At 33.4% G+C, this 25,774-nt stretch carries 28 protein-coding genes, 1 tRNA gene and 1 pseudogene; 11 read left to right on the forward strand and 19 right to left on the reverse strand.

Translation table 11 applies throughout. The features are described 5' to 3' along the window. The 3 genes and pseudogenes from DNJ73_RS01460 to coaBC form a co-directional block, all read right to left on the reverse strand. Nucleotides 1-648 (reverse strand): annotated as a pseudogene (locus DNJ73_RS01460) (sulfate adenylyltransferase); the annotation flags it as partial. A 143-nt stretch (nucleotides 649-791) separates the two neighbouring features. Further along, nucleotides 792-1,595: a photosystem II manganese-stabilizing polypeptide gene (locus DNJ73_RS01465; protein ID WP_158465961.1), complete on the reverse strand. Its 804-nt coding sequence runs from the start codon at nucleotides 1,593-1,595 to the stop codon at nucleotides 792-794. A gap of 225 nt (nucleotides 1,596-1,820) precedes the next feature. Continuing rightward, nucleotides 1,821-3,080, reverse strand: coding sequence for a bifunctional phosphopantothenoylcysteine decarboxylase/phosphopantothenate--cysteine ligase CoaBC (coaBC, locus tag DNJ73_RS01470; protein ID WP_158465962.1), 1,260 nt, complete (start codon nucleotides 3,078-3,080; stop codon nucleotides 1,821-1,823). Nucleotides 3,081-3,293: 213 nt separating this feature from the next. Here coaBC and DNJ73_RS01475 point away from each other — a divergent pair, with 213 nt between their 5' ends. After that, nucleotides 3,294-3,623, forward strand: coding sequence for a DUF565 domain-containing protein (locus DNJ73_RS01475; protein ID WP_374027152.1), 330 nt, complete (start codon nucleotides 3,294-3,296; stop codon nucleotides 3,621-3,623). Between the two features lie 6 nt (nucleotides 3,624-3,629). Here the strand turns inward: DNJ73_RS01475 and DNJ73_RS01480 are convergent, their stop codons facing one another. Further along, nucleotides 3,630-4,649: an aspartate carbamoyltransferase catalytic subunit gene (locus tag DNJ73_RS01480; RefSeq protein ID WP_158465964.1), complete on the reverse strand. Its 1,020-nt coding sequence runs from the start codon at nucleotides 4,647-4,649 to the stop codon at nucleotides 3,630-3,632. Beyond that, nucleotides 4,646-5,272, reverse strand: coding sequence for a DNA-3-methyladenine glycosylase (locus DNJ73_RS01485; RefSeq protein WP_315968940.1), 627 nt, complete (start codon nucleotides 5,270-5,272; stop codon nucleotides 4,646-4,648). Before DNJ73_RS01485 ends, DNJ73_RS01480 begins: the two co-directional genes overlap by 4 nt. A 132-nt stretch (nucleotides 5,273-5,404) precedes the next feature. On the opposite strand from DNJ73_RS01485, the gene gatC reads away from it, so the two are divergent. Then, the gene (gatC, locus tag DNJ73_RS01490) at nucleotides 5,405-5,692 is read left to right on the forward strand and encodes an Asp-tRNA(Asn)/Glu-tRNA(Gln) amidotransferase subunit GatC (RefSeq protein ID WP_158465966.1); all 288 of its coding nucleotides are present in this window, start codon (nucleotides 5,405-5,407) and stop codon (nucleotides 5,690-5,692) included. 12 nt (nucleotides 5,693-5,704) lie between these two features. Here gatC and crtR read toward each other — a convergent pair whose 3' ends face one another. Continuing rightward, entirely contained in the window at nucleotides 5,705-6,739 is a 1,035-nt protein-coding gene (gene crtR, locus DNJ73_RS01495; RefSeq protein ID WP_158465967.1) for a beta-carotene hydroxylase, read from the reverse strand. 50 nt (nucleotides 6,740-6,789) lie between these two features. After that, nucleotides 6,790-6,871: transfer RNA gene (locus tag DNJ73_RS01500), tRNA-Leu, on the reverse strand. Between the two features lie 202 nt (nucleotides 6,872-7,073). Between DNJ73_RS01500 and DNJ73_RS01505 the strand changes: the two genes are divergently transcribed. Both DNJ73_RS01505 and ileS read left to right on the forward strand, forming a co-directional pair. Continuing rightward, entirely contained in the window at nucleotides 7,074-7,526 is a 453-nt protein-coding gene (locus tag DNJ73_RS01505; protein ID WP_158465968.1) for a hypothetical protein, read from the forward strand. Nucleotides 7,527-7,643: 117 nt separating this feature from the next. Continuing rightward, nucleotides 7,644-10,547: an isoleucine--tRNA ligase gene (ileS, locus tag DNJ73_RS01510; RefSeq protein WP_158465969.1), complete on the forward strand. Its 2,904-nt coding sequence runs from the start codon at nucleotides 7,644-7,646 to the stop codon at nucleotides 10,545-10,547. Nucleotides 10,548-10,581: 34 nt separating this feature from the next. Here the strand turns inward: ileS and DNJ73_RS01515 are convergent, their stop codons facing one another. Continuing rightward, a complete protein-coding gene (locus DNJ73_RS01515) occupies nucleotides 10,582-11,193 on the reverse strand; it encodes a DUF3177 family protein (protein ID WP_158465970.1) in 612 nt (203 codons plus the stop codon). Between the two features lie 283 nt (nucleotides 11,194-11,476). Here DNJ73_RS01515 and trmB point away from each other — a divergent pair, with 283 nt between their 5' ends. Beyond that, nucleotides 11,477-12,121, forward strand: coding sequence for a tRNA (guanosine(46)-N7)-methyltransferase TrmB (gene trmB, locus DNJ73_RS01520; RefSeq protein WP_158465971.1), 645 nt, complete (start codon nucleotides 11,477-11,479; stop codon nucleotides 12,119-12,121). A gap of 89 nt (nucleotides 12,122-12,210) precedes the next feature. Next, entirely contained in the window at nucleotides 12,211-12,786 is a 576-nt protein-coding gene (locus tag DNJ73_RS01525) for a thioredoxin domain-containing protein (RefSeq protein ID WP_158465972.1), read from the forward strand. Here the strand turns inward: DNJ73_RS01525 and thyX are convergent. The 3 genes from thyX to DNJ73_RS01540 are packed head-to-tail and all read right to left on the reverse strand — an operon-like array spanning nucleotide 12,783 to nucleotide 14,614. Beyond that, nucleotides 12,783-13,421 carry an FAD-dependent thymidylate synthase gene (thyX, locus tag DNJ73_RS01530; protein WP_158465973.1) on the reverse strand — a complete coding sequence of 213 codons (639 nt, stop codon included), beginning with the start codon at nucleotides 13,419-13,421 and terminating at the stop codon, nucleotides 12,783-12,785. The two genes, DNJ73_RS01525 and thyX, sit on opposite strands and share 4 nt — an antisense overlap. A 2-nt stretch (nucleotides 13,422-13,423) precedes the next feature. Then, nucleotides 13,424-14,017: a dCTP deaminase gene (gene dcd / locus DNJ73_RS01535; protein ID WP_158465974.1), complete on the reverse strand. Its 594-nt coding sequence runs from the start codon at nucleotides 14,015-14,017 to the stop codon at nucleotides 13,424-13,426. Continuing rightward, complete coding sequence (locus DNJ73_RS01540; protein WP_158465975.1) at nucleotides 14,018-14,614, reverse strand: cob(I)yrinic acid a,c-diamide adenosyltransferase; 597 nt, start codon at nucleotides 14,612-14,614, stop codon at nucleotides 14,018-14,020. It abuts the gene before it with no gap. Nucleotides 14,615-14,933: 319 nt separating this feature from the next. Between DNJ73_RS01540 and ntcA the strand changes: the two genes are divergently transcribed. The 3 genes from ntcA to DNJ73_RS01555 are packed head-to-tail and all read left to right on the forward strand — an operon-like array spanning nucleotide 14,934 to nucleotide 17,085. Continuing rightward, on the forward strand, nucleotides 14,934-15,665 hold the full coding sequence (gene ntcA, locus DNJ73_RS01545) for a global nitrogen regulator NtcA (protein WP_158465976.1): 732 nt from the start codon (nucleotides 14,934-14,936) through the stop codon (nucleotides 15,663-15,665). A gap of 56 nt (nucleotides 15,666-15,721) precedes the next feature. Then, nucleotides 15,722-16,651: a DUF3084 domain-containing protein gene (locus DNJ73_RS01550; RefSeq protein ID WP_158465977.1), complete on the forward strand. Its 930-nt coding sequence runs from the start codon at nucleotides 15,722-15,724 to the stop codon at nucleotides 16,649-16,651. Then, nucleotides 16,648-17,085 carry a hypothetical protein gene (locus DNJ73_RS01555; protein ID WP_158465978.1) on the forward strand — a complete coding sequence of 146 codons (438 nt, stop codon included), beginning with the start codon at nucleotides 16,648-16,650 and terminating at the stop codon, nucleotides 17,083-17,085. Before DNJ73_RS01550 ends, DNJ73_RS01555 begins: the two co-directional genes overlap by 4 nt. Here DNJ73_RS01555 and DNJ73_RS01560 read toward each other — a convergent pair. From DNJ73_RS01560 to psbH, 4 genes are all read right to left on the reverse strand, one after another. Continuing rightward, nucleotides 17,069-17,326, reverse strand: a complete 258-nt coding sequence (locus DNJ73_RS01560) for a DUF3146 family protein (protein WP_158465979.1) — start codon at nucleotides 17,324-17,326, stop codon at nucleotides 17,069-17,071. The two genes, DNJ73_RS01555 and DNJ73_RS01560, sit on opposite strands and share 17 nt — an antisense overlap. Nucleotides 17,327-17,329: 3 nt before the next feature. After that, complete coding sequence (gene pth / locus DNJ73_RS01565) at nucleotides 17,330-17,947, reverse strand: aminoacyl-tRNA hydrolase (RefSeq protein WP_158465980.1); 618 nt, start codon at nucleotides 17,945-17,947, stop codon at nucleotides 17,330-17,332. A gap of 64 nt (nucleotides 17,948-18,011) precedes the next feature. Next, the gene (locus DNJ73_RS01570) at nucleotides 18,012-18,227 is read right to left on the reverse strand and encodes a TatA/E family twin arginine-targeting protein translocase (protein WP_158465981.1); all 216 of its coding nucleotides are present in this window, start codon (nucleotides 18,225-18,227) and stop codon (nucleotides 18,012-18,014) included. 33 nt (nucleotides 18,228-18,260) lie between these two features. Then, nucleotides 18,261-18,458: a photosystem II reaction center phosphoprotein PsbH gene (gene psbH / locus DNJ73_RS01575; protein WP_158465982.1), complete on the reverse strand. Its 198-nt coding sequence runs from the start codon at nucleotides 18,456-18,458 to the stop codon at nucleotides 18,261-18,263. Nucleotides 18,459-18,830: 372 nt separating this feature from the next. Between psbH and DNJ73_RS01580 the strand changes: the two genes are divergently transcribed. Beyond that, a complete protein-coding gene (locus DNJ73_RS01580) occupies nucleotides 18,831-18,959 on the forward strand; it encodes a photosystem II reaction center protein I (RefSeq protein WP_011294252.1) in 129 nt (42 codons plus the stop codon). A gap of 81 nt (nucleotides 18,960-19,040) precedes the next feature. Further along, on the forward strand, nucleotides 19,041-21,074 hold the full coding sequence (locus DNJ73_RS01585; RefSeq protein WP_261792580.1) for a DUF3769 domain-containing protein: 2,034 nt from the start codon (nucleotides 19,041-19,043) through the stop codon (nucleotides 21,072-21,074). A gap of 2 nt (nucleotides 21,075-21,076) precedes the next feature. Here the strand turns inward: DNJ73_RS01585 and DNJ73_RS01590 are convergent, their stop codons facing one another. From DNJ73_RS01590 to glyA, 4 genes are read right to left on the reverse strand one after another with little or no spacing between them, the layout of a single operon-like run. Further along, the gene (locus DNJ73_RS01590) at nucleotides 21,077-21,691 is read right to left on the reverse strand and encodes a 3-isopropylmalate dehydratase small subunit (protein WP_158465984.1); all 615 of its coding nucleotides are present in this window, start codon (nucleotides 21,689-21,691) and stop codon (nucleotides 21,077-21,079) included. A gap of 23 nt (nucleotides 21,692-21,714) precedes the next feature. Continuing rightward, nucleotides 21,715-23,124 (reverse strand): 3-isopropylmalate dehydratase large subunit, encoded by a 1,410-nt coding sequence (gene leuC / locus DNJ73_RS01595; protein ID WP_158465985.1) that lies wholly within the window; start codon nucleotides 23,122-23,124, stop codon nucleotides 21,715-21,717. A 23-nt stretch (nucleotides 23,125-23,147) separates the two neighbouring features. After that, nucleotides 23,148-24,440 carry a competence/damage-inducible protein A gene (locus tag DNJ73_RS01600; protein WP_158465986.1) on the reverse strand — a complete coding sequence of 431 codons (1,293 nt, stop codon included), beginning with the start codon at nucleotides 24,438-24,440 and terminating at the stop codon, nucleotides 23,148-23,150. Then, on the reverse strand, nucleotides 24,427-25,662 hold the full coding sequence (gene glyA / locus DNJ73_RS01605) for a serine hydroxymethyltransferase (RefSeq protein ID WP_158466736.1): 1,236 nt from the start codon (nucleotides 25,660-25,662) through the stop codon (nucleotides 24,427-24,429). Before glyA ends, DNJ73_RS01600 begins: the two co-directional genes overlap by 14 nt. Nucleotides 25,663-25,774: the final 112 nt, after the last annotated feature.

The following is a 25,774-nucleotide window of genomic DNA, read 5'->3' on the forward strand; positions in this document are numbered from 1 at the left end:
TGGAGGAAAAGGTGGGCAAGGAGTCATACGAATTGCAAAGGACCTATGAATTGGGTTCCTGCACTGGAATGCAACTACATCTTCTCCAGAAGGAAGGTTTTTTCTTACTTGAGCAGGAGTTTTACAATTAAACACTCTTGTAGGTAATTCCAACCCTTTTATCGAACCTCCCAAATAGTATTTTTTCCTTTCCATAGAAATCATTCTGACCGCAGGATGTTCTAAAGAAGTTGTTCCATAACAAGATTTGGCCTCTATTATCTTGTTGGGTTCCCATTTGTCTTGTATTTCAAAAATTGCTAGATCTTGACCGTTATATCTAAGTAAAGCTGTATCTCCAGGATTTATATCCTCTCTATCTGTATCCATGACAATGGGTAGGCCAAAAAGCAAACCTGATTCGATTCGATTCTCTTGAACAACTGAGTTGTAATTTGCTTCGCTCATGAACCCTCTCAAAGGAGAAAAAGCACCAATGAGCAAAAGTTCAATATCACAAGCATTTCTATCTGAACAACTTAAAACTTGAAATGAACTTTTTTTTACCTCGTTTTTTTCCTTATCTGATGCCATTAGGTTTATTAGCTCTCCGCCATAAGGTTTTATCAAACCTTCAGAATTTTTATTAGAATTTTTTTTGATAATCATTTTCCCTTGAAGTAACCCGGCAAATTCTCCCAGACAAAGGGCCCATATTTGTAATTTTGTTTTCTTCGAATTCAGCAAAGAAAAAAGGGTGGGGGCAATACCCCCCACCCTTTTTTCTTTTGTTGATGATGAATATTCTTTATTTAGGCTTTGCGACCATAAAAGATACCCTTGATTTGAACATCAACAGGATCTTTTGATCCAAGATCGTTGTCTGAAGGCTGGACAGCAACAAATTGGCCACCAAATTCCTCAGTGTCGGCATCAACAGATTCGACAGTAAGTGTTATTTGACCTTTACCGCCAAGATCATCTTTAACATTTTCTCTTGCAAGATCCTCATCATCACCACCAAGAGCAATGAGAGCCTGTGCATATTCAACACCAGTTGATTTTGCGCGACTCTTTGGATCAAGAAAGTCTGCAGATCTATAACTTGGTGTAGTTGTTGGACCAGAGAACTCAGCTCCTGGCTCAATTGATTTTCCTTTCTTTGATTCAGCAACCATTTCTTTTACAGAAAAGGCAAAAGGAAATTCCTCTCCATTTGGAGCTAGAACTGTAATAAGAGAGAAGTCAATACCACCTTTTTCAGTGAATTTTCCTCCAGAAAGATCTCCATAAACTTCATCCAGGCTTGTGTTAAAGCGAGGGCTAATGATTTTTGCAATTGCAAAATCAGATTTATTTCGCTTGTTACCTGGAAGTTTTACTGAAACTTCTGTTGGCTGAAGGCATAAGCTTTTGAACTGACCATCAGCATTAATAGAACCCGATGAACCAGCAGGTAAAACAGTGCAAGCATCTGCTTGGCCAGTATTTACAACGTTGCCAAATCGAGCATTACCTTGTTCGCGCCCTTTTAAAGCTGCAGATGCGCTAGATGGGAGAGTTGTAAAGGTGAGACAAAAAGCCAGCATCAAAGCCAGCAGAGGACGAAATCGCATGAGAGGGCTAGATGACTGCGGTCGAAACCGCCCAATTAATTCAGTTGGGATATTACAGGTGTCAAATACTTCTTATCACAAGCATTTTGCAGCTCTATACAACCCGTAGCTTTTGCTTGGTCAGCCATGAGGTACTTATTTCCTTCAAAACCCTTTTGTAGCAAGCATTTACGGCATTAAGGCCCTGATTCTTGAAAAAAAACTAATACAAAAAATATTTAAAATTTAAGTTTTAAAATCTTGAATTTCATCTAAAAGTTGATGGGATATTGAAAGTTTTGTTGATAAAGGCAAGTTTTTAGCCATTTTTTTTGGACCTAATAAAAAACCACTGTTGAAGTTTTTATCAAATCCCTGCCCATCTCTATCAATTGGATTGGCCATGAGAAGATCACACCCTTTTGAAATTCTTTTTTTCTCTCCCTTTTCTTTGATTTCCATATCACTTCCTGACTCAGCAGCAAAACCAAGGAAAATTTGATTTTCTAATTTCCTGCCAGTTAGATCTTTAATTAAGTCAGGGGTTAGTTCAATATCATCAAAAATCGAATTTAGAAAAAGTTCTTTAGAGATTTTCTTTTTTGTTGGAATCTTTTTTTTGAAATCTGATACTGCTGCAGCCATAACGATAACTTGTGCAAAGGATTTTAAATGTTCGATTTTTTCTCTCATCTCAATTGAGTTTCTGACTGAATAGGTATTGAGACCTTCAAGAAGTTCTCTTGATACGCTTATTGGCCCATGTACTAGATCAACCTCTGCTCCTCTTAACTTTGCAGCTTGAGCTATCAAAATACCCATTCGCCCACTGCTTCGATTTGTTAGTTGTCTAGCCCCATCAAGATCCTCGACGGTCGGTCCAGCTGATACAAGAAACCTTATATTTTTTAGATCTTTGGTAAGAAATTTATTTTGTGCACGGAAAATAAAGGCACTTTCAGCGGCTAATTCAATAACATCTAAACTAATCATTTTTCCATCACCAATTCTGTCGCAAGCTAAAAGTCCCTCGCTTGGTTCTAGGGTAATTACTTGGTCTATTTCCTTTAAGTTCTTCCAGTTATTTTTGACTGCTTGATTTGACCACATTGAAGTGTTCATTGCCGCAGCAACAACGATCTGCGATTCTGCTGCTAGGAGAGTGCTTGCTAAAAGTCCCTCTGCATTTCCATTGATAAATTTTGATAAAGATGTTGCACTCATTGGTGTAACGAGAACTAAATCTGCCCATTCAGCTAAAGCAATATGCAAAGGTTTTGTTTGGTAGTCCTGCCACTGATCTCTATCTTGGTAGCATTTATTTCTGCTTAAAGTAGATAAAGATAAGGGGCTAACTAATTTGGCTGCACTTTGAGTTATTACGCACTTCACTTCTGCCCCAGCTTTAATTAATCGACTAACTAAAATTGGAGTCTTTACAGCTGCAATACTTCCTGTAACTGCAACTAATATTTTTTTTCCAGATACAGAAGTCGGATTATTCATGATCAGTAGATTTTATATCAAGTAGGCCTTTAAAAAGATTTTTTCAAATTTTAAATAATATGGATTTTTTCTATATTAATGAAAATATGAGTTATTATTTACGTTCGATTTTGATTGAAAATATTTTCTTTGCTTTATATTATCTTTCATTTATTATTATGTTGGTTGATAAATATAAAGTAATTTTTTTATCTTTTTCTTATGCCTCAAAGAATGCAGAAAACAATTTTATATAAATCATCTGCAAAGATTATAGATAGGTTAGCGAATTGGGCTGCTAATCCTTGGAGAAGGTATTCATTATTAGTGATAATTTTTTTGTTTGGTTTTTTGATAGGAAGCTCTTTAGGTATGATTAATGGTGTACTTGCATTGATGGATCCAGTTGGAGCATTTATTACATTAATATTTTTGGAGATACTTATCAAAGCTAGATTCTTTTTCCTAGAATCAAAAAAACCAATAATACTTATTAGAATATTTGATATGTTTAGGATTGGAATGGTTTATGGTCTTTTTTCAGAGGGCTTGAAACTTTTATAGATATATTTAATTATTTTTATTTAACCCTAGCAAATACAACAATGCCATTCTTGTAGGTATGCCATTTTCGACTTGTTTGCTAATAAGGTTGATTGAATTATCTTCTACTAACTGACTACTAATTTCAATACCTCTATTTACTGGTCCTGGATGAAGAACAGGAACTTTTTTTTCACACCATTTTAAGCTTTGATGAGTTATGCCGTATGTTTCATGGTAAGTTTCAAGATCTGTAAGCATATTTTGCTTCATTCTCTCTTTCTGTAATCGAAGCGTCATAACTGCATCAGCATTTTTTAATGCATGTTTTAGTGATCTTTCTATTGAAATAGAACCTCGCTTATTAATTGGATCAATTTTTTGCCCTGGCGGAGGATTTAAAACAAAGTCAATGAATTCATTAGGTAGAAGGCTAGAAGGGCCGCAAAGTGTTACGTCTGCTCCACACGCAGTCAAGGACCAAAGATTTGACCTGGCGACTCGAGAATGAAGAATATCTCCAACTATTGTTATTCTTTTATTAATAAGACTATTCGTTGATGGTTCGCTTGGATTAAAAAAAGTGGCAAGAGTATATAAATCCAATAGCCCTTGACTTGGATGACTGTGATATCCATCTCCTGCATTAAGAATTGATGTATTAATATTATTTTTGTCTACATAATTAGCTAAATCTGCGGGGACATTTGTTGACTCATGCCTAATTATTAAAATATCAGCCCCCATCGAGATATAAGTGAGAATAGTGTCTAGAGGAGTCTCTCCTTTGCTTAAAGAACTTGCTGAGACAGAAAAATTTTGAACATCGGCAGAAAGCCTCTTCGCAGCAAGTTCAAAACTTGTTCTTGTTCTTGTACTTGGCTCAAAAAATAAGTTTGTAATTAAACGTCCTTGAAGCGCGGGAAGTTTTCTAGAACTTGATTTATGTACATCTTTAAATCTTGTAGTTAGTTCTAAAACTGTTTGGTAATCATCTAAAGAAAATGTAGACAGATCAAGAATGTGATTATGTTTCCAATTATTCATAATCCCTCATGTGAGGAAGGGTACCAACATTTATTTGTTGGAGGAATTTTATCTCCTTTAACCCTTTTACTAACACTTCTACTACTTTCAAGATACCAGCGCCAAGGTATATCTTTAGCTTTAGATATACCAATTCTTGTTGTTTGAACAATATTGCCCATTTTTTTGAAATCTTTTCTGTTTGTAAACCAAAAATTATTTTCTGGTGATAAGAGTAAATTGTCATGTTTTCTATTTAATCCAAATCTTTTCGCTAATAAGCCAGGTCCAGCGGCAATACGCTCATCTTCGTCTCTAATTGCTATCGATCTAAGGAGAACACCATTGGCCCAATTTTTCTTTCCAGTGACAACATTTACGCAATGATAAATTCCGTATGAAATATATATATATAAATTACCAGGTTCACCAAATAGGGTTTCATTCCTTTTCGTTTTCCCCGAGAAGCCATGGCATGAATCTTCTTCTTGTGAATAGGCTTCAGTTTCAACAATTACACCAGAAAGATTTTTGTTTTTTGAAACACGTTTATTTAAATAGCAGCCTATTAAATCAGGTGCTACCAAATGGGATGGCCTAGAGAAGAATTCTTTTGTAAGAATTGCGATTGCCTTACTGTTTATTCAGAACCTATATTACTAAATAATTATTTCTTTCAATTTTCCTGTTGGCCTAATTTCAATCCTTAGGATTTTGGAAAAAGGTCTTTATACTATTGATTTAGGTTCTTGAAAATTTTCTAACTAAACCAAACTATGAGTAAAATTTCTAAATCAGATGTTCAGAAGGTTGCTCAGTTAGCTCGCTTAGAACTCCCAGATGATCAGATTGAAACTTATACATCTCAACTTGAAGAGATTCTTTCTTATGTTGATCAATTGCAAGAAATAGATACTAAAAACATTCCACCAACCACTAGAGCTGTAGAAGTAGTTAATGCTATGCGAGATGATTTAGTCGAAGTTAATTGCTCAAGGGAGGATATCCTTAATCAAGCACCTCAAAGAGAAGGTGATTTTTTTAGAGTTCCAAAAATACTTTAAATTGATTAGTAATTAATTTTTATTTTCTGTTCTAATAGTTGTTTGGTGTATTAATTTAATATATTTTTTTCTCCAATTATTTATAGGTAATATTCTTGCGATAGATCTCATTTTGCTCCTTCTTTTTTTATGACTTCTAATTCCAACTAGTACATCATAAAGAAAATTTAGACTATCTTTTTTAGTTTCAAAAATCCCCATCCTTTGAGGAGATCCCTTGTGGTCTAAAAGTGGTTTTGTTGTTTCATACGCTGGTTTATATTCAAACCAAGGAATAGAGGGCCATAAATGATGAACTAAATGATAATTCTGCCCCATTATTAATAGATTCATTAATTTACTAGGATAAACCCTTGCATTTTTCCATCTATTTCTTGATTGAAAAGGTCTATGTGGAAGATAATCAAAAAATATTCCTAAAGTCACTCCAACCATTAATGCAGGTCCAAACCATAGATTATAAATAACATTCATAAAATTATATTTAATCCCTGCAATGACAATGCATATGAATATTCCTCTCTCAATTCCCCATTGCATAAGTTCAAACTTTCTCCAAAGTTTTCTCTCAAAGAAAAAATATTCATGATAAAAAAATCTTGGGGCAATTAACCAAACAGGACCAAATGTGCTAACTATATGATCAGGGTCATTATTAGGGTCATTAACATATTTGTGATGCTCGAGATGAACTCTTGTGAAAACGGGGAAACTAAAACCTAACAATATTGCTGCTCCATGCCCCATGAACTGATTGATCCATTTATTGGGATGGGCAGCATTGTGGCATGCGTCATGGATAACTGTTCCCTCCATATGAAGAGCTAGAAAAGATAATGCAACTAAGATTGGTAAAGGCCAATTCCCTTGATACCACTGCCATATGCTTATTATTGCTAGACAATATCCGCCTAAGAAAAGCCCTAAAGTTACGTTTAAAGGCTTAGGGGGATCTAGATATTCCTGGATTTCATTTTGCCAGTCGCGTAATGATTTCAGCTTTTTGGTTGTTTCATTTTTGTCAGACCTCGGTAAGCACTGGGTCATTGCTTGATGTGAATGAGATTAGGTTAAACCTGTACAGCTTAAGTAATAAATGCCCACCGGGAGACTTGAACTCCCACGACCGAAGTCACTGGTACCTAAAACCAGCGCGTCTACCAATTCCGCCAGGTGGGCCAAAGGCTTTCACCGATTGTCAATTAATTCTAGCAGCTCATTGATTGCTATTTAAAGACTATTTTTGATTCGTGATGGTAAAAAGATTAATGTGTTTTTAATATTTATCAATTAAGAATTTGGAATCTTCTTTGTTTTACTCACCATTTTTAGTTTTTAGGTAAGCCTCTATCAAGGCTTCACAAATACATATTGAAAAAAAATGTTTATTTCTATTTTTGGTTACATATTACTTTTTGTTGGATTTTTGATATTGGTTTTACCATTAATTCTTGTCGAATTAAGTAGACCCCGAGATTGGTTAATAAGCGGTCTTTTTTTATTTTTAGGTTTATTTCTTTTGGTGGAGAATGATCTTTTGAGAGGTTCAATAAATTTATTAATTATTTCTATGGTATTTTTGTACGGGAAAATGATGTCAGAAATCATTCAAAACAGATGGAACCATCTTAGCGTAGAAGAAAAAAAACGGATAGGATCTTTCGATAGATGGTTTGAATCTTTTAAACAACTTGGTCAAATTTTTTCTCAACTTGGAAATAGCTTTTTAAATTTGTTTAAAAGCTCTATTAATCAATCTGAAAAACCTCTAAAGGAAAAGAAATGGGTTCATCCTAAATTGAAAGAGGAAATCAATAAGAAAGAAGCTGATTAATCTGATTTTCCTGATACCAATAACATTAGAAATCTAAAATTAACTCAAAAATGAATAGACTTCTTGATATGGTTATAGTGCCTAAGGCACTAAGATGATTATTGAATATTTCTCCAAGTGAATAAGGTCAATAAAGGTTCTCAAAAGGATCGTTCCACTTACAAAGAGACTCTCAACCTTTTGCAAACTGAATTTGGTATGAGAGCAAATGCAACTCTTAGAGAACCTGAGTTGCAAGCTTTTTGGACTGAAAAAAAGATAGATTTTGAGCTGGGTTTGAAAAATGCAGGAGAGACTTTTACTTTGCATGATGGCCCTCCATATGCAAATGGAACTCTTCATATGGGCCATGCACTTAACAAAGTATTAAAGGACATAATAAATAAATACAAAATAATGGAAGGTAAAAAAGTTTGTTACGTTCCCGGATGGGATTGCCATGGATTACCTATTGAATTGAAAGTCCTTCAAGCCTTAGATAAATCTCAACGAGCTGCTTTAACGCCTATTAAGCTGAGAAAAAAAGCTGCTGCTTATGCAAAAAAGCAAGTATCTAATCAAATGGATGGTTTTAAAAGATGGGGAATATGGGGTGATTGGGATAATCCTTATTTAACTTTAGATAAACAATTTGAATCCTCACAGATTAAATTGTTTGGAGAAATGGTGTTCAAAGGATACATATATCGAGGTCTAAAACCAGTTCATTGGAGTCCAAGTTCTCAAACTGCATTGGCTGAAGCGGAATTGGAATATCCCAATGGTCATGTAAGTCAAAGTGTTTACGTAGGATTTAAGGTTAATCAAATACCAAAAATTTTAGCCCAAGAAATATCTAACCAGGCTCCAGATTTATTTGACTCTGAAGGGATTTTAAAAGAAGTTAAACTCTTAATTTGGACTACTACTCCTTGGACACTCCCTGCAAATGAGGCTATATCGGTTAATAAAAAATTAGATTATGTAATTGCTGAAAGACCTGATAAGTCATTTGCAATTATGGCAAATGATCTTTTAGAAAAAGTATCTAATACTTTGGGAATTGACTTTAAAAAAAGATTATTAATTAAAGGATCTTTGCTAGATGGAGTTATATATAATCACCCATTATATGATAAAAAAAGCCCTGTAGTTTTAGGAGGAGATTACATAACAATTGATTCAGGAACGGGATTAGTCCATACTGCGCCAGGACATGGTGTAGATGATTTTAATACTGGAAAAAAATATAACTTACCGATTTCTTGCCCAGTTGATGAAAAAGGATTTCTCACAAATGAAGCTGGTAAATTTAAAGGACTAAATGTATTAAAAGACGCTAATAAAATAATAATTGATGATTTAATTAATGAAGAAGCTTTGATTAAAGAAATTCCATACGAACATAGGTATCCATATGATTGGAGAACTAAGAAACCAACAATTTTCAGAGCTACAGAACAGTGGTTTGCTTCTGTTGAAGGATTTAGAGAAAAGGCACTATCAGCAATAAAAGATGTTACTTGGCTTCCTTTATCAGGAAAAAATAGAATTGACTCTATGGTAAGAGAAAGAGGCGATTGGTGTATTTCTCGTCAAAGGACTTGGGGTTTACCAATACCAGTATTTTATGAAAAGAATGGTAAGGATATTCTGCTAAATAAAGAAACTATTTCTCATATTGCAGATTTATTTTTAACTCATGGAGCAGATATTTGGTGGGAATATGAGGTATCTAAGCTTTTGCCTCCTTCTTATGTTAATGAAGCAGACAGATGGCAGAAAGGAACAGATACTATGGATGTTTGGTTTGACTCTGGATCTAGTTGGTCCTCAGTTATTTCTAAGAAAAATAATTTTAATTACCCAGCAGATTTATATTTGGAAGGATCTGATCAGCATCGTGGTTGGTTTCAATCTTCGCTATTAACATCAGTTGCAGTTAATGAACACGCACCTTTTAAAAAGGTTCTTACACATGGTTTCGCTCTCGATGAGAATGGTAGAAAAATGAGCAAATCTTTAGGAAATATTATTGATCCTTTAGTAATAATTAATGGTGGTTCAAATAAAAAGTTAGATCCTGCATATGGAGCTGATGTTTTGAGGCTATGGGTTAGTTCAGTTGATTATTCTGCGGATGTCCCTATTGGATCAAATATACTCAAGCAAATTTCTGATGTTTATCGTAAGATTAGGAATACTTCTAGATATTTATTAGGTAATATCTATGATTTTGACAAAAATAATGACGCCATTGATATTTCTGAATTGCCTTTGTTAGATAAATGGATGTTGAACAGAACAGCAGAGGTAATAGATGAAATTACTGATGCCTTTTCTAATTTTGAATTTTCGAAGTTTTTTCAAACTATCCAAAATTTTTGCGTAGTAGATTTATCAAATTTTTACTTAGATATCGCAAAAGATAGATTATATGTCAGCTCTAAAAGTGATTTTAGAAGGAGAAGCTGTCAAACAGTTTTGTCCTTAGTGATTGAGACAATATCTGGTTTAATTGCACCTGTTTTATGTCATATGGCAGAAGATATTTGGCAGAACATTCCCTATAGTTTAGAAGAAATATCAGTCTTTAAAAGAGGATGGCCTAAAGCACCTGAAATTTGGAGAAATAACAGTCTTAATGAACATGTTGTTGAACTTCGTAAACTCCGAACAGTTATTAATCGTATGTTGGAGAGTTGCAGAAATAAGCAAGAATTAGGTTCCTCTTTAGAAGCATCAGTTAGAGTTGATATCACTGATGAAAAAGTTCGAACCGCGATTGAATGGTTATCTGGATGCGAATCTAATAATGTTGATGTCCTTAGAGATTGGTTCCTTGTATCATCTTTACAAATTGGAGGTGAACCTTGGGCTGAGGTTTTAGTTAGCGAAGAAAGTGATATTGCTTCAGTCGATATTGCAAAAGCTAGAGGGTTCAAATGTGAAAGGTGCTGGCATTATGAAATTGAAATGAGTAATAATAAAATACACACAAACATCTGTAAGCGATGTGAAAAAGTAGTAATTGCTATTTAAATATTTTCTAAATTGAATATTAGATAAATCTTTTCTAGAATTTACCTGCAAATCGCCCATTTTTTGGTAATTGTACAATTAACCATTGAAATAAACCTGTTAAATATAATATTAAAGCTAAATATCCAAAAAATGTTGAAAGAACAGTAGTCCAATTTCCATCTAAAATAAATCTTATAATTATTTTTGTTGTAATAAATGAGTCGTATGGGATTTCTCTCCATGTGTCGCAATAGATTCCATTAATAGAATTTAAACACCTCCAACTAAATATATGTAGAATAGTATTTAATATACCCCAAAAAGATAAAGTCAATCTCCAAATTCTTGTAGTTAATGAAATGGGCCTGTAAATATACATTTCTTCAATTTCTTCATTTAGATCAACCCAAAACCAAATAGAACCAACCATTAAGATGGGTGAAATCAATGAAAGTAATTGACCTACTTGACTTTCACTACTAAGGAACAAAAGATTAATCGCGTAAAGACTAGAAACTTTCCAGTAAATTGATAGTAGTCGGTCAATAGCGCTTGAATTTGTGATTTTTGCCCAAATCAATAAGAACAATGGTAGTCCAAATGCGAAAGTAGCCGCAATTCGATATGAGAGCCAAACTAGAATTTGGAATTGAGGTTCAGTCAAGAAAAAAATCTCATTCATATTTATTATCAACCTTAATGTATTCTTTTCATGCTTATTCTTAATTATTAAATAGTTTTCTCCATATTTAGAAAAAGTCTGTAATCTGATGATCAAATTCCTTCAAAAGTTTTGTTGATCATTAGTAGTCCATCAAACAAAAAAATAATAATAAACTAGATTAATAAGTTTATTATAAATTGATTTCTTGTTTATATTTCCTTCTGAAACTTTGAATTAACTTGCTAATATAAAAATCTGATTTATCAATATCAGGCTTCATTCTGTGAGACAGCATGTAAATCCTTTAAGTCAATTTTTCCAACTACCTTTATCATTGCCTAGTAAGTCTATTCTTTTTAGGGATTCGCATTACCCAATTCATTTAGATATAGGATCTGCTAAAGGTGAATTCCTAATTGAATTAGCTTTAAAATATCCAAAGTGGAATTTTCTTGGGCTTGAGATAAGAGAACCTCTTGTTGCTTTGTCTGAAATAAAAAGAAAAAAATTAGAATTGCAAAACTTAAAATTCCTCTTTTGCAATGTGAATGTAAGTTTAGACGAATGGCTATCTGATTTGAATCATGGTCAATTGAAAAGAGTTTCAATTCAATTTCCTGACCCATGGTTTAAGAGAAAGCACTTTAAAAGAAGAGTTGTTCAGACAAGCTTGATCAATTCTATAGCTAGATCAATGAGTAAGGATGGAGAATTATTTATTCAAAGTGATATATTTAAGCTTATTAAAACTATGACTGATGTTATTGATAATAGTAGCTATTTTGATAGAAAGAAGTTAAATGGATTGCAATGGCTTGATAAGAATCCTTACGCTGTATGTACAGATAGGGAATTATTCGTTCTCAAGAAAAATTTGCCAATTTATAGAGCTATTTACATTAGAAATAGAAGATTATCTATCGATTAATCAAATTGATAATTTCTACTATTAAATATTCTATTAAATAAAAAATTTTGTATATAATTAGTAAATTAGTTGTATGAAAACAATCAATTATGAATGATACAACAAATACAGATAAAGAGCTTAGTTTCTTGGAGAAATGTTTTTTGGTTTTTCTTAGTATTATTCTAGTTATTTCTTTATTCTTTTTCCGTAGTGGGTTTAGGGCTAATGCAATTTTGGATGAATTGGCAAAAAACTCTCTTTTACCCGAAGTGGCCTTGTCAAATGGCAGACCTACAGTTTTTGAATTTTATGCAGATTGGTGTGAAGCTTGTAAGGAAATGGCTCCTGCAATGATTGATGCGAAAAAACAAAATCCAAACAAATTAGATGTTGTATTACTAAATGTTGATAATCCTAGGTGGGTTGATTGGATTGATAAATATGATGTAAATGGTATACCTAAATTAATTTTCTTTGATGATAAAGGCGAACTTAAGGGCGTTTCTTTGGGTGTAAGAAAATTTAGTGAACTTAATGAGATCTTTTTTGCTTTAATAAATAATTCAGAATTACCTTCTTTTTCTAAATTATCAAATTCAAGTAATTTAACTTCTGAAACTTATTTAGAACAAAGAAATGTTAATAAGATTCTTAACTCTGTAAATCCAAGAGATCACAATTAGGTTAACCAATTTAAGGCTCTTGATACGACAGGATATTCTTGTGAAAAAATATTTTTACATTCTTCTGCAATATTCATATGCTCTTTTTGTGTTCCATGCCCAGTTCTTAGATTTATATAATGAATCCAGGAACGACAAGAACCTGTCATGTAAATTCTGGTAGGTGTAGCTAGTGGCAGTACAAACCTAGCACATTCTTTTGCTATACCAGCTTCTAGCATTTCTTCATAAAGTTGCTTATTTAGATTGAATTGGTGTTTGATTTTTTTATTAAATTCACTAACAAGTTTTTCAGATAAGTCTGAAATAGAATTTTGCCGATTTTTATTATCTTGCCTCCTTAATTCAGGTATAGGAATTTCTCCTAATTGTCTACTATCTGCATAACGTTGTGAGAATTCTTGAAAAGTAAATGACCGATGTCTTAATATTTGTGCAGCAATCCCTCGAGTAGTTTCTATTTGTAAAGTCATATAAGCTTGTTCAAATACACTCCAATGTTCATTTTTTATGCAATATCCAATTAACTTAGTGAAGTCATTATTATCTTGATTCTTTGGATTACTAACCCTGGCAATATATGCCATGCTTTTTTCAGCATCTGGTGTAGAGGTTATTAATTTAACAAGACTCATATTTAAACTTTAGCGAGAGTAACTTTCTCGGGTTGATGCTGATATTTACCTTTCCTATCACTGTAAGTTGTTTCACAAGGGTCACCTTCGAAAAAAAGTAATTGACAAATTCCTTCATCAGCATAAATCCTGCAATCAGCACCAGAGCTATTACTGAATTCAAGGGTAAGATGTCCCTCCCAGCTTGCCTCTGCAGGGGTTGTATTTACTATTATTCCTAAACGTGCGTAGGTGCTTTTCCCAAGGCAAATAACAGTAATATTAGGTGGAACCTTCATTTTTTCTAATGCAACTCCAAGGCCATAAGAGTGAGCAGGCAAAATAAAATATTTACCATCATTATCTTCTTTTAAATCTGTCGGTTCTAAATTTGCGGGATTAAATTTTTTTGGATTCATCACTGTTCCTGGAACATGCCTGAAAATCAAAAACTCTTTTGAAGAAAGACGCAAATCGTATCCATATGATGAGCAACCAAAACTTAAAACAGGGGATTTTTTGGATTCTGGTTCAAGATGTCTTATTAGCTTTTCTTGAAATGGTTCAAGCATTCCTAATGAAGCTTGCTCTGAAATCCAGCGATCGTTTTTTAACATTTAATTGCAGCGTAATTCCGTGATTTGATCAGCCATTTCCATTACTTTAGGAGGAATAGATGGTCCTGTAAGAATAATATCTGTAGATGAAGGACGATTATTGATCATAGAAATTAAATCATTTTCTTCAATGAAACCAAGGCTAATTGCCATTCCTATTTCATCAAGTACAATTTTATCTAAATTTTTTTCAATTAAACGTTTCTTACAAAATTCCCATAGCTCTTTAATGGCTTTTTCTTCATATTTTTTTTTGAAAGATAAATCTTCTGCCAAGGATTGCTCAGGTAAGCATGTTTCAATAGCTGGTCTTAGCCATTCCAGACGCCCGCATAGATTTATGGCTCCATTTGGTCCTTGATTAACTCCACCTTTCAAAAATTGAGATACTAAAACGTTGCTTCCTAATCCTGCAGATCTTAGAGCCTCACTAAGAACAATAGAAAAACTGCCTCTAAAAGTAGAAGTGTGGATTTGAACTTGTCCTTGCGTTGTGACTAGCTGTAAAGGATTGCCATTGGGGACAGGCCGAAGCGAAGGCTCGTTAGGCGTTGATAAACCTCTTTGTTGAGCATTAATGCTGATTTGTGCATTCATCTCAATTTTGACCTTGTTGTCACTTTATTAATCTAGCGGGAGAAAAAATCTAATCAACCAAATAAACACTATCTGTGGTGTCTGAAATAATAAAATCAAAATTTTTATTGCTTTTGAATAAATTAAAGCGGCCATAAGAAAAGATGAAAACAAATGAAACTTTTGATACTTTTTAAGAGAGTTTCAAACTTGAAGGCTTTAAAAGATAGAATTTTAGAGTAAGTAATTATTTAGTTGGTGACTTAGGGCTAAAAAAGTCGCCATGGCTACATATCGTTTTTTCTTAAGTAATTAATGTTCTTTGAACAATAAATTAAATATGGTCACTTCATATCGTGGCTTTACCCGTTTCAACCAACAGAGAAATAGCCAGATGGCTGTTAATTCATCATCTTCTTTGCCTCCAAACAAAACACTTTTGGATGTAATTAAATCTCTTGATGGAGTCTCTACTGAGATCGTTGATAGGTCAAAAACAATTTTTTTTCCTGGCGATCCTGCTGAAAGGGTTTATTTGATAAGGCGAGGAGCAGTTAGATTGAGTAGAGTTTATGAAACGGGCGAAGAAATAACGGTTTCTTTATTGAGAGAAAATAGTCTTTTTGGCGTTCTATCTCTATTGACAGGGCATAGATCTGATCGTTTTTATCATGCCATTGCTTTTACACGTGTAGAGCTTGTTGCGGCTCCAGCTGCTTCAGTGAAAAATGCAATTGAGCAAGATGCTTCAGTGGGATTACTTTTGCTTCAAGGTTTATCAAGTCGAGTACTTCAAACTGAAACGATGATAGAAACCTTGACACACAGAGATATGTCTTCTCGTCTTGCAAGCTTTTTACTTGTTTTGTGCAGAGACTTTGGTGTCCCTGGGGAGCAAGGAGTAACAATTGATTTAAGACTTTCTCATCAAGCTATTGCTGAAGCTATAGGTTCAACAAGAGTTACTATTACGCGATTACTTGGTGAGTTGAAAAGTTCCTCATTATTAGCAATTGATAGAAAAAAAATAACTATATTTGATCCAATTGCTTTAGCAAAAAGATTTAATTGAAGCCCATTGCATACTAATGTTTAGGGGACTTGATTTAATTCTTCCTCTTTCTTTCTGTGACTGGTTGGCTTTTAATTTTCTCACTATTGATCCTAGGTGGGATACTTTCTACTTTGGGAGATCGTTTAGGAACAAGAGTTGGAAAAGCACGTTTAAGTATTTTTAAGTTAAGGCCTAAAAGTACAGCTGTTTTAATAACTGTTTTTACTGGAAGTATTATTAGTGCTATTTCATTCGCAATTATGGTTGCTTTTAATGGTCAGTTAAGGGTTGGATTATTTGAATTAGAGGATATTCAAGCAAAGATTTCGGAAAGGGAGTTGGAATTAAAAAAATTAGAAAAAAATTTATATGCTTTAAGAAGTGGAGATGTGGTAATAAGTAGTGGACAATCGCTTTTAACTAAGACTATACAGATAGATAAAAATGATGATATAAAAAAAGAGATTGAAACTATACTTCAGCAAGCAAACTTATATGCATTCAATTTAGCGAAAACTAATCAATCAAAGTATCGTAGAATACTTTTAGTAAGGAAAGATCATATTGAAAAACTTGAAAAAATAATTTCTGATAATAGGAGTTGGGTAGTCAGTATAAAATCAGCAGGAAATATACTTAGAGGTGAAAACTATGTGTATGCTTTCCCTGAGATTACATTAAATAAAAATATTACTAAAAAAGGAGAAGTTATTGCTAAAGAATATATATATTTAGCTCAATCTAATTCAGATTCGATAAGAAAAAAGATTAAACTTTTACTTGCTTCTACTTTAGCAGAGGTTAAGAGGCGAGGGTCTTTAAGCTCTGAGTTGAAAATCAATGCTAATCAGATTAACAATTTAGGCAAAAACTTAGTTAGTAGAAAATATGGAGATTTCCAAATTATTGCGAAAGCTTTAGACAATAGTCAAAGTGCAGATAAGGTTGCAATATCATTAGAGTTACAAGCTTTAAAGAAAGTTTATAGAAAAGACACAAAATGAGTGTATTTGTATCTATAGATCCTGGAAAGAATAAGTGCGGCTTGATAATAGCTGATATCAAATCTGGAAATGTTATTGAAGCAGGAGTATCTTCATTAAATAGATTTTCTGACTTGGTTTCACTTTGGAATGAAAATTACCAGATTAGTAAAATAATCATTGGTAATGGAACAAATTGTAAGTATATAGAAAATGAATTAAAAATGAAAAATATTTTTAACTTTAACTATGTTAACGAAAGAGGATCAACAATAAGAGCAAGATTTAGATACTGGGAGATTTGGCCACCAAATTGTTTGATTCGCTGGCTTCCAAAAGAAATACTTTTTCCTCCTGAAAATCTTGATCCTATTGTGGCATTGATTTTGTTGGAAGATTTTTCAAAACATACGTTGACTTGGCCGAATACATTAGATATTAAAATTTGGACCTAACTGTAAAAATGTAATCTCCACCAGATTCAAGTTTATAATCTGCTTTAACTAAATAGCGTTCTAACGCATCTTTTATTAGAGCTCTCCCTAGAGGGGGTTCGACAAATAGTTGTCCCTGATTGAAAGCCCAAATAAAGTTCCATTCAAAATCTCCTGCACGTACTATGCCCTCTAATTTTTTTTGATTAAAGCATTGTTTATGAATCTGCAGATAGGCAGTAGTTGATGGCTTATGATACATTTTCTAAAGTTGTGAATTTTCTGGTTTATAAGAATTTAGTCGAGTAGTTATCTTTTCCCAATTATTCTGAGTGATTGACTCAATACAATTCATTACTTCCTTAATGATGAAATTTATTATTTCATATTCTTCTTTTGAAAATCTTCCTAAAACATGAGAAACAGTTTTAGACTTTCTTTCTTTTTGAATATCACTTGGTGCGCCTATTCCAATTTTTAGTCTCTTAAACTCTGTAGTACCAAGATGATTGATAATGCTTTTTAATCCATTATGACCTCCTGAACCTCCTTGAGAACGTACTCTTATTTTTCCTAAAGGAAGATCCATATCATCTACTAAAACTAACAATTGATCGTTTTCAAAATTAAACCAATCTTTTGCGGATCGCACTGATTTTCCGCTTTCGTTCATATATGTGTTAGGCATTAAAAGCCGCGTTTTATTAAGACCTGAGCCAATTTCGCAAGTTTTTCCATAGAGCTTTTTATTTTCACGAAAGGTGCAATTATTTTGTCTCGCTATTTCTTCTAGAACCATAAATCCTACGTTGTGACGAGTTTTCATATATTCATCCCCAGGATTACCTAAGCCAACTAATAATTTCAATTCATCAGAAACCATACCGATGCAAAAGAATCATTGTTGATTCTAGTAGTGAGATATAACTAATTTAGTTTTGGAGTAATTAATTTTCTTTGTCCACAATGTTTTCATTTGCAGACTCGTCTTCAGACATTGCATTTTTGATTTCACGCTCAAATTCTGTCGAGGCGCTTTGAAGACCTTTGAGTGTTTTTCCAATTGTTCGCCCAAGTTCAGGTAGACGTTTTGGACCAAAAATAACAAGTGCTAATCCAGCAATAACTGCTATTTCTGGCAAACCAACCCCAAAAATATTCATGGGCGAACCTTAACTAATCAGAATTTAATCAATTCAGCCATTCCAGTCGACTGAAAAGCCTTGCAAAAGAAGTGATTGGTTATAAATTTGGAGCATAATGACTAAAAAGACCAGTAGTAAAATGCCAATAAATGCCATTACTGGTGTTGCTCCCCAACCTGGTACAACCTTTCCTTGTCCAGAATTGCCGATAGATTTCAGCAAAGATCCAAGTGCTGTTTTTTGTCCCATGTCGTTTTTCTAAGCTCAGATTTGTATGAGTCAAGATATTGTATGAGAACTTGTCCAAAAGAAGAAGATACTGTAGAAACTTGTGATGGAATGTCCTAAAAAATAATGATAATTGGAAAAAATTTTCTGAAATAGTTCGAAAAAAGAAGTGATTTATGAAAAAAAAAAAAAAAAGTTAAGATTTTTGGGGATTTTAATTAGAAAAAAATCTGATCTTTTCATCGATACTCCTTGATTTCATTGGTTTTTGTTTGGATCTCTATGTAAAAATCTATTTTTCTATTTCCAAAAGTCTGTAACACCTTTGATTTTCTGATTGGAGTTATTGACTTTATAGGATAGGTTTATTCTCTAATTAGTTAGTTCGTATTCATGCTTGCCCTCAAGATTTCCGTCTATACGGTCGTCTTTTTCTTTGTCGGGATCTTTTTATTTGGTTTCTTGGCTAGTGATCCAACAAGGACACCAAATAGAAAAGATTTGGAAAGTCCTCAGGACTAATAATGACACGCTAATTACTGGACTAAGCAACCTCCTGTAATTGCTTTATTCAGTATCATTCCTTTCGTCGGCTTAACTGATTTGGCGGCGAAAGAAAAATATATGTATTTGCTAAGCCTTGGATTTCTGGGGTTAGTTAATTTTTTGTCGATATTCGATGCTGCTATTGGAAAAGAGAATTTTTATAGGATTTTAAATAAGGATGAAAATTACAATTTTTCTGTTGGCTCTCTAGCTATTACCTCTCAAAATTTAACTAAAGAAAATTTAAAACTAGAAAACAAAGAAAATATATTTTTGACCTTGAAGGTTTTATCTGATAAGCAATACGACTATGATCAAGATCTTTATCTGGCTGAGGGTAATGTTAAGGCTATAATTAATGGTGGAATTTTAAGATCTGATATATTAAGTTATGAAAAATCAACGGGGATCTTATTCGCAGAGGGTAATATTAGATTTATTAAAGGTGGACAATATTTTAGAGGTGAAGAATTTAGATTTAATTTATTAAAGAAAGAAGGAACTATTAAAGATTCATATGGAATATTAGATATTGAAAATGTATTAGATGATTTAACAATTCATTCAAATAGAGAAATAACAATTGAAAATAATAGATCTATAAACAAATTAAAATCAGAAGAAAAAACTACTTATAAGGATGGACTAGAGTTTAGTCTAGGAAATATAAAAGTACCGCAAAATAAAATCACTAGATCTAATAAATCAATAGGTGCAATTAATAACTGGAGATTTAAATCAGATTTAATAAGCATTAAAGAAAACGGTTGGAAATCTAATAAAATTATTTTTACAAATGATCCATTTGATCCACATCAAATTTCTTTTGAGGGAATAGATGTTATTGCAGAAGAAGATGATGAAAAATTAATTATTACATCTTCTAAAACTAATTTAATTCTCGAGAGGAGAACCAAAATCTATCTTGGTAAAAGAATATTTGGACGGGAGAAAAGTAAGAAAAATAAATTTCAATTAATCTTAGATTCTCAAGATCGAGATGGACTGGTTTTAATAAGAAAAAGTAATTCGACAGAAATTAATAATAATATACAATTTGAATTTCAGCCTCAGTTTTTAATCAATCGAGCTATTTTAGGCAAGACTAATAGTTATAGAAGCACTCAAAGTGAAGATAATAAAAGAATTAATTTTTTCGATTTATTTGGTTTGAATATGAAAATATATGGAAATTATAAAGATTGGAATTTCGAAAGTTTAAATGATTTTAGTACATTAAATACAAATAGGATTTTAAAAGGAATCAGACATTCTTCATCTATTAGAAAATATTTTAAAATGCCTGTTATGGATGATTCAAGTTTTAATATTTTTACTACTTATAGATCTAGAGCTTGGAATGGAACAATTGGTGAGACCGAAATCAAATCTGCATATGGAGGCTTTATTGAAAAGTCTCGCTATTTTAAAGTTGGTGAACTAAGAAATAACTTTAATCTGAAATTCGGAATAGCTAATTATGAAGCAGAGAAACTTAGTAACACTGAAATGATTAGTCTTTGGCGATCTAGCATTTTTTCTTCTTTAGATAGTGAATATGAAATGTGGAAGCCTGATCACAATAATCTTTCTCAAAATAATGAGATTAGTTTCTCTCCTGTTTTAATTAATCCTGAATTAGTTTTTAGAAGTAATATTAATTCAGCTTATTATAAGTATGAAGATGGTAGAGATCAGATTTTTATTAAGTTCAGCATTGGACCTGAGATTAGATTAGGTAAATTAGAGAGAAAATTTCTCGATTATACAAAACTATCTATTATGCCAGGTGTAAAAATTAAAGCTGGAAATAGTCCATTTAAATTTGATAATGCGATTGATTTGAAGACACTAAATATAAGTTTTATGCAGCAAGTATATGGCCCTTTGATTTTTGATATTGATTCAAATTTAAATATCGATAAGAATTCAAAAAATTATGGAGAATATTATGATACAAAATTAGGTCTTATATTGCATAAGAGAGCATATGAATTTGGAATTTATTATCACCCTAATAATGAGGCAGGTGCTTTATACTTTCGTTTAAATGGATTTAATTTTGATAATTCTGTTAAAGCAATTTTTTAGACTTATTGATTAAAATTATTCAGATAAGGTAAACTTTTAACTGTTTTCATAATTCTTTCTCCTTCATCTAGTAGTTGAGAAGTTGCATCCCATTTGCCTGAGTCAAGCATCTTGTATGCTCCTTCTTCAAGGCTCAGTTGTATAAGTTCTTTTTGATTAGTAATTGTCAGATCATTAAGATTGAAAAACCAAATTTGTTTAGGATTTTCATCAACTAAGTTTTGTAATTTAGTAATTTCTTTCTTTGATGCTGTTAGACAAGGTATCCCGAGTGCAAGGCAATTCCCAAAGAAAATTTCTGCGAAACTTTCTCCCACTATTAATCGTATCCCCCATCTCATAAGCGCTTGTGGTGCATGTTCACGACTTGAACCACAACCAAAGTTATCATTAACAATCAGTATATTTGCTCCTTTATTTTGACCAAGATCAAACGGGTGACTACCTTTGAGTTCTTTTCTGTCATCTGCAAATACTTGTTCTCCTAAAGCGGAAAAACTTACACATTTGAGAAATCTTGCAGGAATTATTCTATCGGTATCAATATCGTCGCCTTTAATGACAAAGCCGCGACCTTTGATTGATTTGATTTCACCTTTTGGAAAGTCTTGTTTCATCTAAAGATAAGTTTATTTGGGTTTTAGTCTTTGAGTAGTTTTCGGACATCAGTAATCTTCCCATTTATGGCAGCGGCTGCAACCATTGCTGGACTCATTAATAAAGTTCTACCATTGGCCGAGCCTTGCCTGCCTTTGAAATTTCTATTACTAGAACTAGCACTTATTTGTCTCCCCTCTAATTTGTCTGGGTTCATTGCAAGACACATAGAGCAACCTGGTTCTCTCCATTCAAAACCGGCCTTAAGGAATATCTTGTCAATTCCTTTTTGTTTAGCCTCTTTCGCAACTTTTTGAGAACCAGGAACAACAAATGCTCTAATCCCAGTAGCTACTGTATGACCTTTGACAATTTTAGATGCCTCTTGGAGATCACTTAATCTTCCATTGGTACAGCTACCTATAAAACAAACGTCAATGGATGTTCCTTCTATTGGTTTGTCTGGCGTTAGATCCATATATTTGCATGCGTCTTTAGCTATTTGTTGTTCATTTTGTGGAAGTAACTCAGGGTTAGGAATTTTTTCTTTGATTGAAATTCCTTGACCAGGAGTTATGCCCCAAGTAACTGTAGGTTCTATTGATGATCCATCTAATTGAATCTCATCATCGAATTTAGCTTCTGAATCACTAGCTAAACTTTTCCACCAGGTAATAGCTTTATCCCACTCGTGAGCTTTGGGAGAATATTTTTTCCCTTTTAGATATTGAAAAGTAATTTCATCTGGATTGATATAACCGCATCTAGCACCTCCCTCGATGGCCATATTGCATATAGTCATTCTTCCCTCCATTGAAAGTTTCTCTATAGCAGGACCAGCAAATTCATAAGCAAATCCAACCCCTCCTTTAACTCCAAGATGGCGAATTATGTGAAGAATGAGATCTTTTGCATAAACTCCCTTTTGCAATGAGCCATCTACCCAAATTCTTCTTACTTTTAATTTTTTCATTGCCAAACTTTGACTGGCTAAAACATCTCTTACCTGACTTGTTCCAATACCAAATGCAATTGCTCCAAATGCTCCATGGGTTGATGTATGTGAATCTCCGCAAGCAACCGTCATTCCAGGTTGGGTTAATCCTAATTCTGGTGCCATAACATGAACTACTCCTTGAGAATTGCTCCCAATTCCATGAAACTTAATTCCATGATGTGCGCAGTTTGCTTCTAAAGTAGAAAGCATTTCTTCAGCAAGAGGATCAGCAAAAGGACGCTGCTGGTTAGATGTTGGAACTATATGGTCAACAGTTGCAATTGTTAGATTAGGAAATTTGACTTTAAGATTTTTCTCATGAATGGCTGAAAAAGCTTGTGGGCTAGTTACTTCGTGAATTAAATGAAGGCCAACAAAAAGTTGCGTTGATCCTCCAGGTAGTTCTTTTACCCTATGGAAGTTCCAAACTTTGTCGTAGAGCGTTCCAGAACTCAATTTAAAAATCCAATAATAGTGACTTAGCTTTTCATGAGTATAGATAAACGTAATCTATCAAGAGCATTTATAACGCTTAATTTTTGAATATCTTCTCTTGTCTTATTAGATCCAAATTTTTCTTCCCAAGTTAAAAGTGTTTTTGGACCTTTAATACAAAAATTGACTAAACCAACTGGTTTGATTTTGGTTCCCCCAGTAGGACCTGCAATTCCACTAACTGATATGGCCCAATTGACTTTGAATTTTTTTTGTACACCTTTGGCCATTAATTCAACTACTTCCTTTGAGACTGCTCCATATGTATTAATTACTTCTTCAGGGACATCTAGTATCTCTTGCTTAATTAAATTACTGTATGCGATTACACCACCATAAAAAATTTTTGAAGACCCAGGAATTTTGGTGAGTGTAGAGCCTATACCACCTCCAGTACACGATTCTGCGACAGCAACTGTTTCCTCTCTTTGTAGTAGTAATTTAAATACTGATTCTTCAAGAGTATCATTATCTACTCCAAAACATTTTAATCCATTTAGTTGAATTAATTCTTTTTCAACAGGTGCTATAAATCTATTTGCTTGATCTAAATCCTCTCCTTTTGCTGTGATACGTACTTTTACTTCTCCAGTGCTAGCATAAGTTGCAATAGTAGGATTATTTTTTCTAAGTAAATGAGGAATTTTATCTGCCAATGTTGACTCACTAATGCCAGTAAAGTGCAAGACTTTACTAGAAATAGTTTTTTTTGAAGAATTATTATTAATTAACCATTTTGATCCTTCATTCAGCCACATTTCCTTTAATTCACTAGGCACTCCTGGGAAAGTTAGTATTGTAAAACCATCCTTAGGACTCCAGATAATACCTGGAGCTGTCCCATATTTATTATTTATAACTATGGATCCCTTTGGGACAAAAGATTGCTTTTTTTGACTTTCAGATAATTTTGGATACTTATTTTTTAATTTTGCTTTTAGATCAAGCAAAATCTCACTTCTTTGTTCCAGGGGTGTATTAAAAGATTTAGCAATTACCTGAGTTGTTATATCATCTGGAGTTGGTCCAAGCCCACCAGTTGTGATCAAGAACTCAGCTCGATTAGATGCTTCTATAATTGCTTCTTCCAGTCTTATAGTATTATCTCCAATTACAGTTTGTCGGAAATGAGATATGCCTAAAATTGCCAATTGATCTGCCAACCATCTGGCATTCGTATTGACAATATTTCCAAGAAGTAATTCACTTCCAATGCACAGAATCTCTGCACCGTAGTTATTTTTATTATCAGTAATATTTTCTTCAGATATTTTCACTGTATAAAGGAAATCTATTGCAAAGTTCAGATACTTTTTTGATTGATTTTTCCTTTATTTCATCATCATTAGGATTAAGAAGTCTATTCGCAATAATATTACCAACATCTTTAAATGCTTCGTCATCAAACCCTCTAGTAGTAAGGGCTGCTGAGCCTAGCCTTAGACCGCTAGTAACAAATGGGGATTCAGGGTCAAAAGGAACAGTGTTTTTGTTGGCTGTTATTTTAATGTCACTAACCAATTGATCAGCAATTTTACCTGTCATACCAATGCTTCTTAAATCAAGAAGAACTATGTGGTTGTCAGTTCCTTTGCTCACAATGGATATACCTCTTTTTTGAAGTTGATTAGCTAAAGCTTGTGCATTAGAAATTACTTTTTGACAATAAAGCTTGAATTCGGATTCTGAAGCTTCTTTGAATGCCACTGCCTTGGCAGCTATTACATGTTCTAACGGACCTCCTTGTGTGCCTGGGAATATTGCTTTATCAAGCTTTTTCCCTAGCTCTTCGTTTTTCGAGAGAATCAGTCCACCTCTAGGGCCTCTAAGGGTCTTATGGGTCGTAGTAGTAACTACGTCACAATATGGAATGGGGTTTGGGTGAAGTCCACTGGCAACTAAACCAGCAATATGAGCAATATCAGCTAGTAAGAAAGCATTGACTTCATCAGCAATTGATCTGAAAGCCTGAAAGTCAATTTTCCGTGGATAAGCTGAGAATCCACAAATTATTAGTTTAGGTTGATTTTCAATAGCTTTTTTTCTAATCGCGTCCATATCGAGCATTTCGGTTTCTTTATTAACTTCGTAGTGGCATGTCTTAAACCACTTACCACTAACATTTACGGGAGAGCCATGCGTGAGGTGACCACCGTGGGATAGGTCCATTCCCATAATCGTGTCACCTGGCTTTAGAAGGCTTAGGAAAACGGCAAAGTTTGCTTGAGCCCCACTATGCGGCTGGACATTTGCCCAGTTTGCATTAAAAAGTTTTTTTGCTCTTTCGATTGCTAGCTTTTCAATTTCATCGATATACTCACATCCTCCGTAATAACGTTTGCTTGGAAGACCTTCAGCATATTTGTTTGTTAGTACTGACCCTTGAGCCTCCATCACTGCATTGGAGGCAAAATTTTCACTTGCAATAAGTTCTAAATGAGTTTCTTGTCTTGATAATTCGTTTTTTATTAATTTTGCAACACTAGGATCACATTCCACCAAAGAAGATTTAATAGTCACTTTATACCTTTATTTATGTTGTGATAGTAAACATATGTTTAGTCTAATGAGGGAAAAATTTCTCTTATTTTCTGAATATATAAGGATTTAC

The sequence above is a fragment of the Prochlorococcus marinus XMU1408 genome (genome assembly GCF_003208055.1).
Classification (GTDB): domain Bacteria; phylum Cyanobacteriota; class Cyanobacteriia; order PCC-6307; family Cyanobiaceae; genus Prochlorococcus_B; species Prochlorococcus_B marinus_A.

Bases quoted from the DNA above. Each gene is read 5' to 3' on its own strand.
- DNJ73_RS01590 (WP_158465984.1), bottom strand. From the start codon at position 21,691: ATGAAACAAGACTTTCCAAAAGGTGAAATCAAATCAATCAAAGGTCGC.
- DNJ73_RS01540 (WP_158465975.1), bottom strand. From the start codon at position 14,614: ATGAATGCACAAATCAGCATTAATGCTCAACAAAGAGGTTTATCAACG.
- psbH (WP_158465982.1), bottom strand. From the start codon at position 18,458: ATGGGACAAAAAACAGCACTTGGATCTTTGCTGAAATCTATCGGCAAT.
- DNJ73_RS01580 (WP_011294252.1), top strand. From the start codon at position 18,831: ATGCTTGCCCTCAAGATTTCCGTCTATACGGTCGTCTTTTTCTTTGTC.
- crtR (WP_158465967.1), bottom strand. From the start codon at position 6,739: ATGACCCAGTGCTTACCGAGGTCTGACAAAAATGAAACAACCAAAAAG.
- thyX (WP_158465973.1), bottom strand. From the start codon at position 13,421: ATGAGTCTTGTTAAATTAATAACCTCTACACCAGATGCTGAAAAAAGC.
- DNJ73_RS01475 (WP_374027152.1), top strand. From the start codon at position 3,294: ATGCAGAAAACAATTTTATATAAATCATCTGCAAAGATTATAGATAGG.
- DNJ73_RS01560 (WP_158465979.1), bottom strand. From the start codon at position 17,326: ATGTATCATAAGCCATCAACTACTGCCTATCTGCAGATTCATAAACAA.
- DNJ73_RS01525 (WP_158465972.1), top strand. From the start codon at position 12,211: ATGAATGATACAACAAATACAGATAAAGAGCTTAGTTTCTTGGAGAAA.
- DNJ73_RS01465 (WP_158465961.1), bottom strand. From the start codon at position 1,595: ATGCGATTTCGTCCTCTGCTGGCTTTGATGCTGGCTTTTTGTCTCACC.
- coaBC (WP_158465962.1), bottom strand. From the start codon at position 3,080: ATGAATAATCCGACTTCTGTATCTGGAAAAAAAATATTAGTTGCAGTT.
- gatC (WP_158465966.1), top strand. From the start codon at position 5,405: ATGAGTAAAATTTCTAAATCAGATGTTCAGAAGGTTGCTCAGTTAGCT.
- ntcA (WP_158465976.1), top strand. From the start codon at position 14,934: ATGGTCACTTCATATCGTGGCTTTACCCGTTTCAACCAACAGAGAAAT.
- DNJ73_RS01555 (WP_158465978.1), top strand. From the start codon at position 16,648: ATGAGTGTATTTGTATCTATAGATCCTGGAAAGAATAAGTGCGGCTTG.
- DNJ73_RS01480 (WP_158465964.1), bottom strand. From the start codon at position 4,649: ATGAATAATTGGAAACATAATCACATTCTTGATCTGTCTACATTTTCT.
- dcd (WP_158465974.1), bottom strand. From the start codon at position 14,017: ATGTTAAAAAACGATCGCTGGATTTCAGAGCAAGCTTCATTAGGAATG.
- pth (WP_158465980.1), bottom strand. From the start codon at position 17,947: ATGGTTTCTGATGAATTGAAATTATTAGTTGGCTTAGGTAATCCTGGG.
- DNJ73_RS01505 (WP_158465968.1), top strand. From the start codon at position 7,074: ATGTTTATTTCTATTTTTGGTTACATATTACTTTTTGTTGGATTTTTG.
- DNJ73_RS01570 (WP_158465981.1), bottom strand. From the start codon at position 18,227: ATGAATATTTTTGGGGTTGGTTTGCCAGAAATAGCAGTTATTGCTGGA.